Raw genomic sequence first — 16,114 nt, 5'->3', positions numbered from 1 at the left:
CGCAGAGAAGAGTGGCAGAATTATGGGACTATTCGACAGATTTCGGGAGGCGCGTCGCGCCAACGATGTTTCAAATAGACTCTACGTTCAAGCTGTTGAACAAGCCCGCAGCCCCGCTTTTTTTACCCAGTTTGGCGTGCCTGATTCGGTCGATGGGCGCTTCGACCTCATCATACTACATATCATGCTATTGATACGTCGATTGCGCGGGAACGGCAAAGCGGCAGCGGAGATGAGCCAATCGGTTCTGAATCATATGTTCTCTGACATGGATCGGAACCTGCGTGAGATGGGGGTCGGGGATTTAAGCGTCGGTAAACAAGTGAAGAAAATGGCAAAAGCATTTTATGGGCGCTCTGAGTCCTGGGAAGAGGGCATGGACTCTGGCCGAGTTCAACTTATGAGCGCCTTTGAAGAGACGGTATATCGCTCTGTTGAACAGTCCCCCGAGCAGGTTTCACGTTTGGCAGACTATGCGTTGACCTTAGATCAAGCTCTGAATGCACAAGACATTGACCGCCTTTTGACGGGGGACATCAGCTTTACGGTGGCAGAATTGCAGGCTCCTGCGGCTTAATTTCGATGCCGACCCTATCTCATCTGCTTCCAGTTACTTCGCTGTCGGGTAAAGGCAGGGAAGTTCGCATCATCGCAACCGATGCAGAGAAGGTGGCTCTATCAGAACAAGCCGGTATTCTAAGCATCAGCCGTTTAGAAGCGTCCTTCCACGTCACCAAAGGCGCCGGTGCACTGATCGCGGTTCAGGGACATATATCGGCAGATGTGAGCCAAGCCTGCAGTGTAACATTAGATCCAGTGACCGAGTCCGTTGAGGCAGATATTGCGTTAACATACACTTTAAAGCCTTCGGATTTAGGTAAAGAAATAGATCTCGTCCCGGACGATGAGGATCTTCCCGAGCCTATCGAGGACGGGCAGATCGACTTTGGCGCTTTGGTTGCGGAATACCTCATTCTGAATCTGAATCCTTATCCGAGAGCGGATGGAGCCAGTTTTAATGAGCAAGAATGGTCTGATAATGACCCGGATGATGAGGACTTAACACCAGCCAACCCATTTGCCGCCTTATCTCGTCTCAAAAAAGGCAAATGAAGACTTGAGACTAATGCTCTCAGGTCTTGCCCCGGGGCCTTGTATTGGGTATGTACACGCCGTCGTTTGGTGCCCGGTTACTCGGAGCGGTCCAAACCCCGAGATTCCTAGAAAGTAAGAACAATGGCCGTACCTAAGAAGAAAACCTCAAAATCCAAGCGGAATATGCGCCGCGCTCATGATGCGCTGAGTGTCAGCGTTCATCAGGAATGCCCAAATTGTGGGGAACTGAAGCGTCCTCACCATGTCTGTCAGGCTTGTGGATCCTATAATGACCGTGATGTGGTAGAACCCGCAGACGCCGTATTATAAGGTCTTTGCGCCAAATAAAGGCGCATTTACAGGCTTAATGGCTGAACGGGATAAACCCGTTTCCCGCACAAAGTGGGGCTGTTTGCGCCGTCCGTGAAGGGATCGGGGGCTGTTGGTGACAAAAGAAATCACCCTATCTGTGGACGCTATGGGTGGCGATGCCGCCCCAGCCATTGTCATGAATGGCATAGCAGAGGCGCGTCTGCGATATCCAAACACCCGTTATCTCCTCTTTGGCCGTAGCGACGAAATTCAGCCATATCTCGACGAAAACGCCCTCCTTCAAGACTGTTGCGACATTCGCCATTGCGATGATGTTGTCACCGGTGAGCAAAAGGTCTCGCAGGCCATACGCCAGGGCCGTAATTCGAGTATGTGGAACGCGATCAACGCCGTGAAGACCGGTGAAGCTGATGGCGTTGTCTCTGCCGGCAATACAGGCGCGCTGATGGCCATGGCGAAATTGAGCATGCGCACACTCCCAGGCATAGATCGACCGGCCATTTGCTCACTATTTCCCAATCAGGTTGGCGAGACTGTGATGTTGGATCTTGGGGCCAACGCGCAATGTGATGTGCGCAACTTGGTCGAGTTCGCCGTGATGGGGGCCTGCTTCACCCGTGCAATCACAGGATTAGAGATTCCTAGGGTTGGTTTGCTCAATATTGGGTCCGAGGATTTGAAGGGCACGGATGTATTGCGGGAAGCGGCCGCACTCCTAAGAGAGTCAGACCTGGATATGGACTTTATAGGATTTGTTGAGGGCGACGATATTACTCTTGGAACGGTTGATGTGGTGGTCACAGACGGTTTTACCGGCAACGTCTCCTTAAAAACAGCAGAAGGAACGGCTAAGCTCTACACGCAGTTTCTTAAGTCAGCATTCAAGAGTTCGATGATGGCGAAGCTTGGCTATTTGCTTATAAAGCCTGTACTCAGCCAAGTGATGGCCCGCACGGACCCACGAAAATACAACGGCGCTTTATTTGTAGGGCTCAATGGGGTGGCTGTGAAAAGCCATGGTGGAACGGACGCCCTTGGATTTGCCAATGCCATTGGCGTGGCCGTCGATATGGTTGATCGCGACCTGAACAGCAGTATCGGAGAGCAACTGACGCACCTAAATTTCGACGTTGCTGAACCTGAACAGGTAGCGACGACCCTATGACTATAAGATCCGTGATCAGAGGCGTAGGATCCTATCTGCCGTCAAACGTCGTTACCAACGATGAGTTGGCCAAAAAAGTAGATACATCCGACCAATGGATTCAGGAAAGAACAGGTATCAAACAGCGGCATGTTGCAGCCGAAGGTGAAAACACCTCGGACTTAGCCATTGCCGCCGGTCGTCAGGCTTTGGAACGCGCCGGCTTGAAGGGCGAGGATATCGATCTTTTCGTCGTTGCCACGGCCACGCCCGATAACACCTTTCCAGCAACTGCCGCCAAGGTCCAAGCGGCGCTGGGGCGGCCTGGTGTGCCTTCTTTCGATATTCAAGCGGTCTGTTCCGGCTTTGTTTATGGCCTCGCAACCGTCGATAATTTTATGAAATGTGGACAGGTTAAATCTGCCCTGTTTATTGGTGCGGAGACCTTTTCTCGTATTCTGGATTGGAATGACCGCGCCACCTGTGTGCTGTTTGGCGATGGAGCTGGCGCGATCGCACTGACGGCGGAAACGGGGCAGGGAACCATCGAGGATCAGGGCGTACTCTCAACCCATTTACATTCTGATGGCCGTCACCACGACCTGTTATATGTGGATGGTGGTGCGTCCAGCACCCAAACCACCGGGCATGTCCGGATGGAAGGACGGGAAGTCTTCCGCCACGCGGTCGTCAATCTGGCAGATGCCGTGAAGGAAGCCTTATCCGCAAATGAAATCAGTATAGATGAAGTGGATTGGCTCGTGCCCCACCAAGCCAACCGCCGGATTCTCGATTCAACTGCGAAGAAGCTGAAGATCTCGAGTGATAAAGTCATTGTGACCGTTGACCGCCATGCCAATACCTCTGCGGCCTCCATTCCGCTTGCGTTGGCAGATGGGGTCGATGATGGACGGATCAAACCGGGACATCTGGTTTTAATGGAGGCTATGGGCGGCGGCTTTACCTGGGGGTCCGCGCTCGTCAGGCTTTGATAGCCTCTCCGAAACAGCCTCTAACGCATTGCAATTGAAAAGAAACCTGTATTGACCTGGTTACGAAAACCGGGCTAACGTCATTGATCAGCGCACCGCAGAATAGGGGGACAGTGCGACATGACCCGCACCATGACCCGCGCTCAATTGAGCGAATCAATCTATCAAGAAGTTGGCTTGTCGCGTAACGAGTCCGCTGAACTTCTCGAAATGGTTCTCGCAGAAATTTCAACAGCCCTTGTCCATTCGGAAACGGTTAAAATTTCTTCGTTTGGTAGTTTTTCTGTTCGTCAAAAAGGTGAGCGGATCGGGCGCAACCCGAAGACGGGCGACGAGGTCCCAATTTTGCCGCGCAAAGTTCTTGTGTTCCGGCCATCGCAATTACTCAAGGCGCGTATTCGTGGTGAAGACGTTTCCGGGATGACGGACGAAGACGAAGACGTACCTGCACCGCAAAAGCCACCTGTTGGCCCCGCCGGGTTTAGCTCCTCAGAGACATGAGCGATGCATCAGCCTCGCGGTCGGGCAAGTCAGAAGCCGCATTCAGAACCATTAGTGAAGTCGCTTCAGAACTGGACGTGCCACAGCACGTTCTTCGATTTTGGGAATCAAAATTTAGCCAAGTTCGACCACTCAAGCGGGGTGGAGGGCGGCGCTACTACCGCCCGGAGGACATCGTTCTTCTCAAACGGATTCGGGCTCTGTTATATGACGACGGACTGACGATTAAGGGCGTTCAAAAACTGTTCAAGGACCATGGTCTTAAGACTGTTCTTGAGGGAGAAGGCGGACCGGTAACACCGGCTGATAAGGCTGCGGGGGAACCGAAAAGCTCTGGGTCGTCTTCCATTGACCTCTCTGCCGTTTTGTCCGACCTAAAAAGTCTTCGCGATACGTTAAGAACGGCCCTGGCAGCCAGATAATACGGCTGGTTTAATTCCTAATTCTTGTTCATTGTGTTGAACGAAGCGCGCCGTTATAGTCCGCGCCTCTTAGCCTGGGGCACCCCAAATAAAACTCACCCAGGCTATGCCGGTCGGAGCGTAGCGCAGTCAGGTAGCGCACCATACTGGGGGTGTGGGGGTCGTGGGTTCGAATCCCGCCGCTCCGACCATTTTTCCATAAATAACAGAAACTTAGGTCTTTTTACTCACGTCTTGCACGAGGTGTGATTCAGTTAGTGTTGCCGGGCGCCCAAAAAGTTTATAAAGTGTAAACATTCTTTTTGGCTGAGAAAGTACGCAACGCCGTGTTCGTGCAAGCTGATTATTCTGGCATACAGCAGATTGGTCTGCCCCCTATAGGGCCAGTGACCAAGAAACCTGCTGTGGCTCCAGCACGTCAAGCCGAACGCCAACAAGACGATCAGCGCCAGCAGCAAAACAGTCAAGCTTCTCAAAGAGAGACCAAGTCTCTTTTTAAGACATTGCTTTCGGAAAGCACGCTTGCTGGCCTAAACCAGGCAAACTCTAAACCATTTAAGTCTGCTGAAACACTGTCTGGAACTCCAGCGGCAGTTAGCGCGGAACAATTTGTTCGCCTTGAAAAAACGCCAGATCATCAGTCAGCATCGGTTATCGCCAATTCAGACGCGAATTTTGCATATCTCGCCACAAGCCGGCGAAATGCTGAAGCGGCTCAAAACAAGACTGAGACTGCTCGCGTGACACCACTTCCCCAAGACTTTGTGACAGCCACTTCCCGCTACGCAGAACTGGCCGTAGCCGCTTCAAACGTTCTTGCTAGCCGTGGCGAAACGCTGGAACTGCAAGCCTAATTTTTTAGTTGTCCGATTGATTTAAAATGCTGCGTCCATCGGGCGTGAGCTTACACACCAGCCAGTTGGGCTTAAGCTGGTTTGAGAACCATGGCTCAGCCCATCCCGCTTCGACACATTTTTTGACAACTTGCGGGCTGATTTTCTTGCCATTTTCGTCAAACAACGGAAGTTTTCCGCCGGGTTGGGTTAACCCGCGGTTCAGCCACTTACGTTGCGCCAAAGAAAGGCGTTGTGCTTTTGGTAACTTAGCGTCCATGGGATATCCCCAGTCCATTGGACTTGTTTTTACAATTATAATGTAGGGTCCTGGTTAACAAATCCATAGCACCGTTGTTGAGAGGTTAAAACGCATGGAAACCTGCATGATTTACGCGACAGCAAGTGATGAAGCAGAAGCCAAGACCTTGGCTGAAATACTGGTCAACGAACGTCTGGTGGCGTGCGTAAACATTATTCAAAACGCAACATCCGTGTATCGATGGAATGATAAGATAGAGTCAGCGAAAGAGACTATTTTGATCGCTAAGACGACCCTTGGACAGCGGGACGCAGCAATGTCACGTCTCAAGGACTGTCATTCCTATGACATCCCATGTGTTGTGTCTTACGATATGTCGGGAGGGTTACCCGCTTATTTAAGTTGGATTGTCGAACAAACGCAGTAATCAAAGATCAAGTTGCAGGTACTTTGAGTGTCGCGGTTACCTGACAGGCAATCCCCTCTTTACGACCGGTAAATCCAAGCCCTTCAGTTGTTGTGGCTTTAATGCTGACCCGTGACACGGGCACACGAGCAATGGCGGCAATGGACTTCTGAAGTTTATCGCGATGGGGGGACAGCTTTGGGATTTCACAGATGACGGTTATGTCGAGATGGACGAGCGAACCTCCACGCTGATCCAAACGATCTATAGCAAACGCTAAAAAGCGGTCGGAAGAGGCATCTTTGTATGCAACATTCGTAGGTGGAAAATGAACGCCAATATCGCCATCACTTAAGGCCCCTAGTATGGCGTCTGTCGCCGCATGAAGTACAACATCGGCATCTGAATGACCGAGTAACGACTTATCCATTGGAATCAAAACGCCGCCTAAGGTCACGCCATCACCCTCGCCAAACCGGTGGACATCGAAGCCTGAGCCGATGCGTGTTTCCATGAGGAGTTGGGCTGTTGCGTACAAGTCGTGTTGCTCCGTGATTTTGATGTTTTGTGGGTCTCCCGCAACGGTGGCGATGCGAAGTCCAGCCTGTTCTAAGACGGCGGCATCATCGGTCAGAGATTGGCCTTGGTATTTCTGGTGCGCGTCGAAAAGCTTTTGAAAATTGAACCCTTGAGGGGTTTGCGCGCGAGTTACATTTGTTCGATCAATGGTATTTGTGACGTGACCCGTTTCATCTATGCGTTTCAAAGTCTCAGCAATCGGCAGCACAGGTAAAACAGCATCTGCACCATTGAGAAGCGCGCCGATGACCCGTTCATTAATCTCATTGCTCACGATTGGTCGCGCCCCATCGTGGACCAGAACAAAATCGGGTTTGAGTTCGGCAAGCGCTTCTAGTCCTCGCTTGACGGACTCTTGGCGGGTCGCTCCCCCATAAACAGGGGGAAGCATCTCAGCTCCGTCGGTCGCTGTTGCATATTCGAGATGATCATCAGGGTGAATAACAGCTACCACGAAGTCTATTTGAGAATTGGCTTTAAACGCATCAACCGCGTGCCGTATCACAGGCTTTCCAGCCAGCATTGCGTACTGCTTGGGTAAAACCGATCTAAACCGTGTGCCACGGCCAGCGGCGACAATAAGGGCTGCAATCGTTGTCATAGCTTGGCTGAGATTCCGTTCGGCAGGATTCATTTTGTCAGACGTGCCATAGCATGTGGTATTATGAGCAACCAGAGTTGCCCTTTTGCATCACAGCGTGTTCTTGCAAAATGGCAGATTTCATGGGGTTAGGTGATTTAGTGATGTTTTTCAGTAATAAAACATCTTGATTTATAAGCTTTTTGAGTCGCAAATGCCTAAGAATTAGGCACCTCTGATCATCGGATTCTCATGGCCCTCGCCATCGGCGGCATTGTTTTTGATAGCCCTGTACTTCTGGCCCCCATGTCAGGAGTGTCAGATCAACCGTTTCGGGCTTTGGTGCGCGGGTTCGGCGCTGGGTTAGTCTTCTCTGAAATGATTGCCAGTCAGCAAATGGTTCGTGCTCATCGCGATACTTTACGCATGAGCACCTCTTGTGACGACGAAGGCCCTATGGCTGTGCAACTTGCAGGCTGTGACCCAGATGTGATGGCCGAAGCGGCTCTGCTGAATCAGCAACGTGGCGCAATGCTCATCGATATCAATATGGGGTGCCCCGTAAAGAAAGTTGTTAAAGGCTGGGCAGGGTCCGCCCTCATGAGGGACGAAGATCACGCTTTACGCATTATCGAAGCTGTGGTTGAGGCCGTCGATGTTCCTGTCACACTGAAGATGCGCCTTGGGTGGGATCACGACAACCAAAATGCGCCGTCACTTGCACGTAAAGCTGAAGCCGCTGGAATTCAACTGATTACAGTGCATGGTCGTACGCGTATGCAAATGTATAACGGATCGGCGGATTGGGGTGCCGTTGCACCGGTTAAAGATGCTGTCACTGTACCTGTCATAGTTAATGGTGACATTACATCAGAAGAGGACGCGGTCGTTGCGCTTGAAAAATCTGGGGCGGATGGTGTGATGGTTGGACGAGGCTGTTACGGCAAGCCTTGGTTTCCGTCGCAAGTCGCACATTTCCTGGCAACCGGATCAAAGCTTTCCGACCCCACACGAGAGGAGCGCAGAGAGGCTTTGTTGTCTCACTATGACTCTCTCTTAAGTCATTACGGTTCTGGTAAAGGCGTTCGCGTCGCGCGTAAACATTTGGCTTGGTCTGCATACGGTCTCAATGGCGCAAATCAATTCCGGACAGCCATCAATACTGAGTCTGATCCTGATCGCGTTATCAAATTGATCACTGAGCTGTTTGAGGCGGATGATTTAACCATCGCGGAAGCAGCCTGATGGCGCAATTCTCCTCGGTCATTAAGCTAGAGTACCCAATACAACCTGACGAAGTATTGTCCGCGCTGGCAGCGGCAACGCTTGTGGTCGACCGCACCTATCAAATTCGTTATGCGAATGGAGCTGCTGAACAGCTTTTTCAAACCAGTTCAAGTGGCCTTATCGGGCATGATCTCGCTGAAGTGTTGCCTTTTGATGGGGCTGTTTACGCTCTCATTGGTCAGGTCTTGAGAGATGGTGCTCCTGTTTCTGAGTATGGACTCACTTTGGACACGCCGAAGACCGGAATACGCGTGATGTCGGCGTACGGAGCCCCCTTGATTGACCGGGAAGACGTGGTTGTTGTGTCGTTACAAGAGCACACGCGCGCGCTAAAAATTGGCCAACAGTTAGAAAATCGTAACAGCGTGCGTTCTGTAACGGCTATGGCGACCTTGCTGGCCCATGAGATTAAAAATCCATTGTCGGGTATTCGCGGTGCCGCACAACTTTTAGAGCAAAATGCTGACCCAGATGACGTTACTTTGACAAAACTGATTTGTGCAGAGGCTGATCGCATTGTTGCCTTGGTCGATCGCATGGAGGTCTTTTCAGATGACCGTCCGCTTGCGCGCGAAGGTGTTAATATTCATACGATTCTCGAACATGTACGGCGCATTTCTGAAAATGGGTTCGGGAAGGGGATCAAGTACGTTGAAAAATATGATCCTTCCTTGCCGCCGGTTTTCGGAAATAAAGACCAGTTGATTCAGGTATTGCTTAATCTGATAAAAAATGCGGCAGAAGCATCTCCTGAGCAAGGTGGCGAGATCACTCTCTCGACATCATACCAACCGGGCGTGCGTTTGAAAGTCGCTGGGTCTAACAAGCGACTTCAACTGCCACTCGTTGTTTCTGTTGCCGATAATGGTTCAGGTGTGCCGGAAGACTTAAAAGCGCACCTTTTTGACCCTTTTGTCACAACCAAGTTAAATGGCACCGGCTTAGGATTAGCGCTGGTGTCTAAAATTGTTTCAGACCATGGCGGTGTTATAGAGTTTGAATCTGACCGGCGCGGCACGGTCTTTCGGATTATGCTACCAATACTCAGCGAAGGGGAGGACTGATGGCCGAAGCCTCTATTCTTATCGCTGATGACGACACAGGTATCCGCACTGTCCTTAATCAGGCTTTGGGGCGAGCGGGTTATACTGTTCGCGCGACCGATAACGCCTCAACGCTGTGGAATTGGATTGAGGCCGGCGATGGTGATCTCGTGATCACAGATGTCGTTATGCCAGATGAAAATGGGCTGGACTTGATCCCCCGCATCAGAAAAAAGCGTCCCGACCTACGCATTATTGTGATGAGTGCTCAGAACACTTTATTAACGGCTGTGAAGGCTGCTGAGCGAGGCGCCTTTGAATACCTACCGAAGCCTTTCGATCTTGACGAATTGGTGTCCGTAGTCAAACGTGCCCTGGATACAACTTCAGTTGGCGCACAAATAAGAACGGCTACGCCTGATGAAGAAGACCTTCCCCTTATTGGCCGTTCGCCAGCCATGCAAGAAGTCTACCGTTCCGTCGCCCGATTGATTAAATCTGACCTGACTGTGATGATCACAGGGGAGTCTGGGACTGGGAAAGAACTAGTCGCCCGCGCATTGCATGATTATGGACAGCGGCGCTCTGGCCCCTTTGTCGCTGTTAACATGGCGGCTATTCCGAGGGAGTTGATTGAAAGCGAACTCTTTGGTCATGAAAAGGGGGCATTCACAGGAGCTTCCCAAAGAACATCTGGAAAATTTGAACAGGCGGCTGGCGGTACGTTGTTTCTTGATGAGATTGGCGATATGCCCGCAGAAGCTCAAACACGACTGCTGCGCGTCTTACAGGAAGGCGAGTACACCAGTGTCGGAGGTCAGACCTCTGTTAAAGCAAATGTGAGAATCATCGCGGCAACTCATAGAAACTTGGCCGACATGATAAAAATGGGCCTTTTTCGAGAAGACCTATACTACCGGTTGAACGTTGTGCCGGTCAGGCTTCCAGCTTTACGGCAGCGCGTGGAAGATATTCCGGAATTGGTTCAGCATTTTCTCGATCAAGCTGTAGAAGAGGGACTGCCAGAGAAAAGGATAGAGCCCTCTGCGATCGACAAGATGAAAGCTTATCGCTGGCCCGGCAACGTCAGAGAGCTTGAGAATTTGGTTAAAAGGCTTGCCGCGCTTTATGCTGAAGAAACAATCGGTGTAGAAGCCGTGGAAATGGAACTGAATACGGTTTCGACTGAAGCTATTCATAATGAAGATGCATCGGAAAATCTTAGTGAGGCGATTGAAAAACATCTCCTACGCTACTTCTCACAACATGGCGGAGCGCTGCCTCCGGAAGGCCTTTATGATCGCATGCTCCATGAGATGGAACGCCCATTGGTTTCTTTAACTTTAAACGCGACCGCGGGTAACCAACTCAAGGCCGCGAGAGTCCTAGGACTGAACCGCAACACGTTGCGGAAGAAAATCAAGGAATTGGATATCAATGTTGTCCGTGGCCTTCGTTAATCAACCGGCAGAATTGTCGTCAATTTTACCGGTGTTGCATGCGGTCGAGGGCATATGGATATAGTGCATCGCCCATTGTCTTTGCGGCGGCTTACGCTTCGCTTCTTTGTGTGGGCGCGCCGTATGAGACTGGTGAACGCGTTAGTGATGATTCTATCGCTAGCGGCGATTGTCTCTGGGGTTGCGACGTTTGCAGCTCTCTCATCCTGGGGCGAGAGCGGACCAAGTGCAAATACGGTTCTGATTCTTCTGAACATCGACCTGTTCTTATTATTAGCGCTTGGCGTTTTAATTACGCGTCACGTTGCAAAGTTATGGAGTAACCGCCGGTCCGGGGTCAGCGGAAGCCGCCTTCATGTGAGATTGGCGTTGCTGTTTGGCGTCGTCGCTATAACGCCTGCCATCGTGATGATGATTTTCGCCGCACTTTTATTCACATTGGGTGTTGAAAGCTGGTTCAGTGAGCGCGTGAGAACCGCGTTGGTAGAGTCAACGGAAGTCGCAGAAGCTTACCTTGCTGAACACATCCAGGTTATCCGCGCAGATGCTTTATCCGTGGCCAGTGATATCAATCGTCAATGGCCACAACTCAACCGATCGGAAGGTGTTTTAGATCGCTTTTTATCAACTCAAGCTGCACTGAGGGGGCTAACAGAGGCGGTTATCTTCCGCGATGATATGCAGGTGATTGCGAAAGCGGGATACACCTTTGCTCTGCAGTCCGGTGAACAAATTCCGATGCGCGTTATCGCCCAGGCAAACATGGGGGAGGTCGGCGTGGTCACCGGCGAGGCTGGAGACCGTGTCCGCGCTCTGGTGAGGCTGGAAGGCTTACCTGGCAGTTACCTGTATGTCGGGCGGTTCATAGATGCCAAGGTTTTAAACCGCGTTTCCCGTACGCAAGACGCGGTAGATGAATATCTGATGCTGGAAGGCCGCCGCTCTGAGATCGAGATTAGCTTTACACTGCTCTTTATTGTTGTGGCGTTGCTGCTTCTAATGACATCGGTGTGGTTCGGATTGACGCTGGCAACGCGTTTAGCAAAACCAATTGTGGATTTAATTTCTGCCTCTGAGCGGGTGCGTCAGGGAGACTTCACCGTTCGTGTTGAGGAAAAAGCGGCGAGTGATGAAGTGGCCTCTTTGGGCCGCGCCTTTAACCGTATGACCAGTCGTTTGGCCACGCAGCGCGAGGCTCTCGTGGAAGCAAATGCGCAATTGGACGAGCGTCGGCGTTTTACGGAAGCCGTTTTATCTGGAGTGACTGCAGGCGTTATCGGTTTGGATCCAGATGGAAACATAACATTACCAAATCGCGCCGCTTCCGACCTTTTGAACGTCGCCTTGTTAGACAGTGTTGGCAAGCCATTGATAAATTACGTCCCAGAGTTTGCCCCGTTAATAGAGGAAGTTAAATCGTATCCGGACCGGACCATAGAGCAAGAAACCAGGGTCACAGCTAAAGGGCACAGTCGTGTTTTTCTGGTACGTCTAACAGCAGAACAAAATGAGGGTGAAATTCTCGGATTTGTCTTCACCTTTGACGACATCACCGAGCTTCAGACCGCACAGCGCAAAGCGGCTTGGGCAGATGTGGCGCGACGCATTGCGCATGAAATTAAGAATCCTCTCACACCTATCCAACTTTCCGCTGAGCGATTGAAAAAGCGTTACCTCTCTAAAGTGGGAGACGATACGGGCGCTTTTGAACTTTGTACGGATACGATTATCCGTCACGTTAGCGACATCGGACAAATGGTCGATGAATTTTCATCCTTTGCACGTATGCCACAGCCAAACATGGCCGTTACAAATCTGGTTGAACTGACTTCAGGTGCAATTGTGTTGCCCAAGACAGCCTATCCCCACATTACGATAAATTATGCGGCTCCTAAAGACCCGGTGCTGATTAACTGTGATGCTTCGCAAATCCGGCAGGCGCTCTCTAACGTGTTAAAGAATGCTGTTGAAGCCATTGACGCAAAAACCGGTGGGAGACGCGATAAGGGGGCAGGCACGATCGATGTGTCTATAGGGGTTGATGATAATACGTGCTTCCTTGAGATTACTGATAACGGTGTCGGTTTGCCTAAAGATGAGGTCCGCCAGAGATTGACTGAGCCCTATATAACGACCCGCGCGAAAGGCACCGGACTTGGTTTGGCGATTGTTTGGAAAATCGTAGAGGATCACAAGGGACGGTTGTTAATGGAAGATGCGGCCAATGGTGGCGCCAGGATTGTGTTCCACTTTCCGCTGGTCATAGACACCGCAAACAGGGGCAAGAAAAATCCAATAGATGAAAAGGTGAGTCCACCTATCTCTAGTTCAGCCTCAATTGCAGAAAGTGCTTAAGTAAATATGTCAGCAGATATTCTCATAGTTGATGATGAGCCTGATATCCGGGTCATGATATCGGGCATACTTGAAGATGAAGGGTATGCGACCCGCCAGGCTAGCACTGCTGATCAAGCCTTGTCAGAAGTACGATCACGGTCTCCCGCAGTCGTATTGCTGGATATATGGTTGGAAGGCAGCTCCATGGATGGAATGGATTTGCTCAAAGCTATAAAAACGCTCCGTCCACAAACTCAAGTGATTATGATTAGTGGACACGGCACCATTGAAACGGCTGTTAAAGCTATGAAATTCGGTGCTTATGAGTTTATTGAAAAACCGTTCCAATCTGACCGGCTTTTGCTGTTCGTTGAACGTGCCATAGAGTCAGCCAAACTTCGCCGCGAAAACATTGAACTAAAAACGCGGGCTGGAAAACCCGAAGACCTTATTGGTAAATGCAATGCAATCGCTCATCTTAGTCGTACAATAGAGCGCGTTGGTCCGACGGGATCACGGGTCTTAATCACCGGCGCTGCAGGCGCAGGCAAAGAAATTGTAGCGCGACTCATCCATAGAAACTCAAAGAGATCTGCTGCCCCGTTCGTTGTTGTCAATTGTGCATCTTTGCAACCTGATCGCCTGAACGAGTTTCTGTTTGGTGCTGGAGCGGGTGACACGGGTGGCGGACTGTTTGATCAAGCAGACGGCGGGACACTTCTTCTTGATGAAGTCGCGGATATGCCGCTTGAAACCCAAAGCCGCATTATAAGAATTTTACAAGACCAACGCTTGGAGCGCGGGAATGGACAAGGGGCAGTTGAAGTCGATGTGCGGGTTATTGCCACCACGAACAGAGATCTAAAGCGCGAAATAAAAGAAGGACGGTTTCGCGAAGAACTCTATTATCGATTGGCTGTCGTCCCTATTGAAGTCCCGTCGTTATCGGACAGAAGAGAAGATATTCCCGCACTGGCTCGATATTTTATGGAGAAAGGCGCTCACACGGCAGGTATTCCTCCTCGCAGTTTAGCTGAAGACGCTATTGCCGCCTTGCAAACACACCCGTGGCCTGGAAATGCACGCCAGCTTCGCAACGTCATTGACTGGTTGCTTATTATGGCTCCAGGGACATCGGACGATGCCATTCGTGCGGATATGTTGCCGGCTGATCTGTCAACTGACGCACCACAAATGCTGCGCCTGGAACGTTCCGACGAAATCATGATGTTGCCGTTAAGAGAAGCGCGCGAAATGTTTGAACGGGAATACCTTATGGCGCAAGTCATCCGGTATGGCGGAAATATATCCAGAACCGCAGAATTTGTTGGCATGGAACGCTCCGCATTGCACCGCAAACTTAAGTCTCTTGGGGTTACGACCGAGGTGCGCCTCCGCCGCGATGTGAACGTCACCGAAGCTGAGTCAGGTGACACCCAGCACAAGGACGGAGACAAACAATGAAAGTGGTCATTTGTGGTGCTGGCGAAGTTGGCTCTAACATTGCCCGTTATCTCGCAACTGAAGCAAACGATGTTACGGTTGTAGACCGCAGCCCCGAACTCATTCGACAGTTATCAGAATCTCTTGATGTGAAGGGCATGGTGGGCCATGCCGCTCATCCAGATGTTCTGGAACGAGCCGGTATCAAAGATGCTGACATGATTATTGCTGTCACCCTGATGGATGAAGTGAATATGGTCGCCTGCCAGGTGGCCCACTCTTTGTTTGAAGTGCCGACAAAGATTGCACGCATTCGCAGTCAAAGTTATCTCGCGCCGATGTGGTCCAGCCTCTTTTCTCGGGACAACCTTCCAATCGATGTCGTGATTTCCCCTGAAATTGAGATTGCACGAGCCGTCACACGCCGCCTGGAAGTTCCTGGCGCTATGGACGTTATTCCCTTAGCCGACGATAAAGTGCGACTGATCGGTGTGCGCATGACCGAAGACACCCCGCTGATCAACACACCGCTCCGACAGCTCACAAGTTTGTTTCCTGAAATGCAAATCATCGTTGTCGGGATTAAGCGCGGCGATACGTCAATCATACCGCACGCCGAGGACGAAATGTTCCCCGGAGATGATGTGTATTTTGTGGTGGCTTCTGATCAATGTGAGCGCGCCATGGCTGCTTTTGGTCATGAGGAGCCAGAAACAAGACGCGCAGTTATTTTTGGCGGCGGTAACATTGGCCTTTTTCTGGCTCAGGAATTGGAGCGTGCCCACCCTGAAATCAATCTCAAAATTATTGAGTTAAACAAAAATAGAGCATCGGTCATTTCCTCTCACCTTAAGAATACTGTCGTGCTGAACGGGAGTATTCTGGAACCTGAAATTCTTTACGAGGCAGGTGTCGATAAAGCGGAAACGGTTATTGCCGTTACTGAAGATGATGAGACCAACGTATTGTCTTCGCTTCTGGCTAAGAAATTCGGAGCACAGCGCGTTATTACATTGGTAAATAAGTCGACCTATAACCCTTTAATGGGGCCGCTTGGCATTGATGTTGTTGTAAATCCTCGCTCAATTACTGTCTCTCAAATCCTGTCTCACGTGCGGCGGGGGAGGGTGCATGCGGCGTATTCCGTACAGGAAAACTTTGGTGAACTTATCGTCGCAGACGCTATGGAAACGTCAACGCTTGTTGGTAAGCCGCTGAAGGACGTTGATCTTCCGGGTAAGGCGAGATTTGGTGCCATTATTCGGGATGGTCAAATCATCGTGCCACGCCCGCAAACTGTGGTCGAAGGTGGTGATCGCATCATTCTCTTTGCGGCGACTGAAGCTGTTAGAAGGATCGAGAAACTATTTTCCGTTCAGCTGGAATATTTTTAGAAC

At 50.8% G+C, this 16,114-nt stretch carries 16 protein-coding genes, 1 tRNA gene and 1 pseudogene; 16 read left to right on the top strand and 2 right to left on the bottom strand.

The window, feature by feature from the left end; genetic code table 11:
- Positions 1 to 22: 22 nt before the first annotated feature.
- The 9 genes and pseudogenes from RIC29_16005 (at position 23) to RIC29_15965 (ending at position 5,341) form a co-directional block, all read left to right on the top strand.
- Complete coding sequence (locus RIC29_16005; GenBank protein MEQ8736427.1) at positions 23 to 577, top strand: ubiquinol-cytochrome C chaperone family protein; 555 nt, start codon at positions 23 to 25, stop codon at positions 575 to 577.
- A gap of 5 nt (positions 578 to 582) precedes the next feature.
- Complete coding sequence (locus RIC29_16000; protein ID MEQ8736426.1) at positions 583 to 1,113, top strand: DUF177 domain-containing protein; 531 nt, start codon at positions 583 to 585, stop codon at positions 1,111 to 1,113.
- 123 nt (positions 1,114 to 1,236) lie between these two features.
- Entirely contained in the window at positions 1,237 to 1,425 is a 189-nt protein-coding gene (gene rpmF, locus RIC29_15995) for a 50S ribosomal protein L32 (GenBank protein ID MEQ8736425.1), read from the top strand.
- A gap of 115 nt (positions 1,426 to 1,540) precedes the next feature.
- The gene (plsX, locus tag RIC29_15990) at positions 1,541 to 2,593 is read left to right on the top strand and encodes a phosphate acyltransferase PlsX (GenBank protein ID MEQ8736424.1); all 1,053 of its coding nucleotides are present in this window, start codon (positions 1,541 to 1,543) and stop codon (positions 2,591 to 2,593) included.
- A complete protein-coding gene (locus tag RIC29_15985) occupies positions 2,590 to 3,564 on the top strand; it encodes a beta-ketoacyl-ACP synthase III (GenBank protein MEQ8736423.1) in 975 nt (324 codons plus the stop codon). Before plsX ends, RIC29_15985 begins: the two co-directional genes overlap by 4 nt.
- A gap of 120 nt (positions 3,565 to 3,684) precedes the next feature.
- Positions 3,685 to 3,963 (top strand): annotated as a pseudogene (ihfA, locus tag RIC29_15980) (integration host factor subunit alpha).
- Positions 3,964 to 4,061: 98 nt separating this feature from the next.
- Positions 4,062 to 4,487 (top strand): MerR family transcriptional regulator, encoded by a 426-nt coding sequence (locus tag RIC29_15975; GenBank protein MEQ8736422.1) that lies wholly within the window; start codon positions 4,062 to 4,064, stop codon positions 4,485 to 4,487.
- A 114-nt stretch (positions 4,488 to 4,601) separates the two neighbouring features.
- Positions 4,602 to 4,678 (top strand) — tRNA-Pro (locus RIC29_15970).
- A 111-nt stretch (positions 4,679 to 4,789) separates the two neighbouring features.
- Positions 4,790 to 5,341: a hypothetical protein gene (locus RIC29_15965; GenBank protein MEQ8736421.1), complete on the top strand. Its 552-nt coding sequence runs from the start codon at positions 4,790 to 4,792 to the stop codon at positions 5,339 to 5,341.
- Between the two features lie 4 nt (positions 5,342 to 5,345).
- On the opposite strand, the gene RIC29_15960 is transcribed toward RIC29_15965, so the two are convergent.
- Complete coding sequence (locus RIC29_15960; protein ID MEQ8736420.1) at positions 5,346 to 5,600, bottom strand: hypothetical protein; 255 nt, start codon at positions 5,598 to 5,600, stop codon at positions 5,346 to 5,348.
- A gap of 106 nt (positions 5,601 to 5,706) precedes the next feature.
- Here RIC29_15960 and cutA point away from each other — a divergent pair, with 106 nt between their 5' ends.
- On the top strand, positions 5,707 to 6,009 hold the full coding sequence (cutA, locus tag RIC29_15955; GenBank protein MEQ8736419.1) for a divalent-cation tolerance protein CutA: 303 nt from the start codon (positions 5,707 to 5,709) through the stop codon (positions 6,007 to 6,009).
- A gap of 7 nt (positions 6,010 to 6,016) precedes the next feature.
- Here the strand turns inward: cutA and RIC29_15950 are convergent, their stop codons facing one another.
- A complete protein-coding gene (locus RIC29_15950) occupies positions 6,017 to 7,168 on the bottom strand; it encodes a bifunctional 2-C-methyl-D-erythritol 4-phosphate cytidylyltransferase/2-C-methyl-D-erythritol 2,4-cyclodiphosphate synthase (GenBank protein MEQ8736418.1) in 1,152 nt (383 codons plus the stop codon).
- 231 nt (positions 7,169 to 7,399) lie between these two features.
- Here RIC29_15950 and dusB point away from each other — a divergent pair, with 231 nt between their 5' ends.
- Genes dusB through trkA form a run of 6 tightly spaced genes read left to right on the top strand, consistent with a single transcriptional unit; the run spans position 7,400 to position 16,111 of the window.
- The gene (gene dusB / locus RIC29_15945) at positions 7,400 to 8,392 is read left to right on the top strand and encodes a tRNA dihydrouridine synthase DusB (GenBank protein MEQ8736417.1); all 993 of its coding nucleotides are present in this window, start codon (positions 7,400 to 7,402) and stop codon (positions 8,390 to 8,392) included.
- A complete protein-coding gene (locus tag RIC29_15940) occupies positions 8,392 to 9,498 on the top strand; it encodes an ATP-binding protein (GenBank protein ID MEQ8736416.1) in 1,107 nt (368 codons plus the stop codon). The genes dusB and RIC29_15940 overlap by 1 nt, the downstream gene beginning before the upstream one ends.
- The gene (gene ntrC, locus RIC29_15935; GenBank protein ID MEQ8736415.1) at positions 9,498 to 10,937 is read left to right on the top strand and encodes a nitrogen regulation protein NR(I); all 1,440 of its coding nucleotides are present in this window, start codon (positions 9,498 to 9,500) and stop codon (positions 10,935 to 10,937) included. Before RIC29_15940 ends, ntrC begins: the two co-directional genes overlap by 1 nt.
- A gap of 54 nt (positions 10,938 to 10,991) precedes the next feature.
- A complete protein-coding gene (locus RIC29_15930) occupies positions 10,992 to 13,292 on the top strand; it encodes a PAS domain-containing sensor histidine kinase (protein ID MEQ8736414.1) in 2,301 nt (766 codons plus the stop codon).
- A gap of 6 nt (positions 13,293 to 13,298) precedes the next feature.
- On the top strand, positions 13,299 to 14,738 hold the full coding sequence (locus RIC29_15925) for a sigma-54 dependent transcriptional regulator (GenBank protein MEQ8736413.1): 1,440 nt from the start codon (positions 13,299 to 13,301) through the stop codon (positions 14,736 to 14,738).
- Positions 14,735 to 16,111 carry a Trk system potassium transporter TrkA gene (trkA, locus tag RIC29_15920; GenBank protein MEQ8736412.1) on the top strand — a complete coding sequence of 459 codons (1,377 nt, stop codon included), beginning with the start codon at positions 14,735 to 14,737 and terminating at the stop codon, positions 16,109 to 16,111. Before RIC29_15925 ends, trkA begins: the two co-directional genes overlap by 4 nt.
- Positions 16,112 to 16,114 lie beyond the last annotated feature (3 nt).

The sequence above is a fragment of the Rhodospirillaceae bacterium genome (genome assembly GCA_040219235.1).
GTDB lineage: Bacteria > Pseudomonadota > Alphaproteobacteria > Rhodospirillales > Rhodospirillaceae > WLXB01.
The sequence above is the reverse complement of the archived record's forward strand: the minus strand, read 5'-3'. Positions and strand labels throughout refer to the sequence as shown.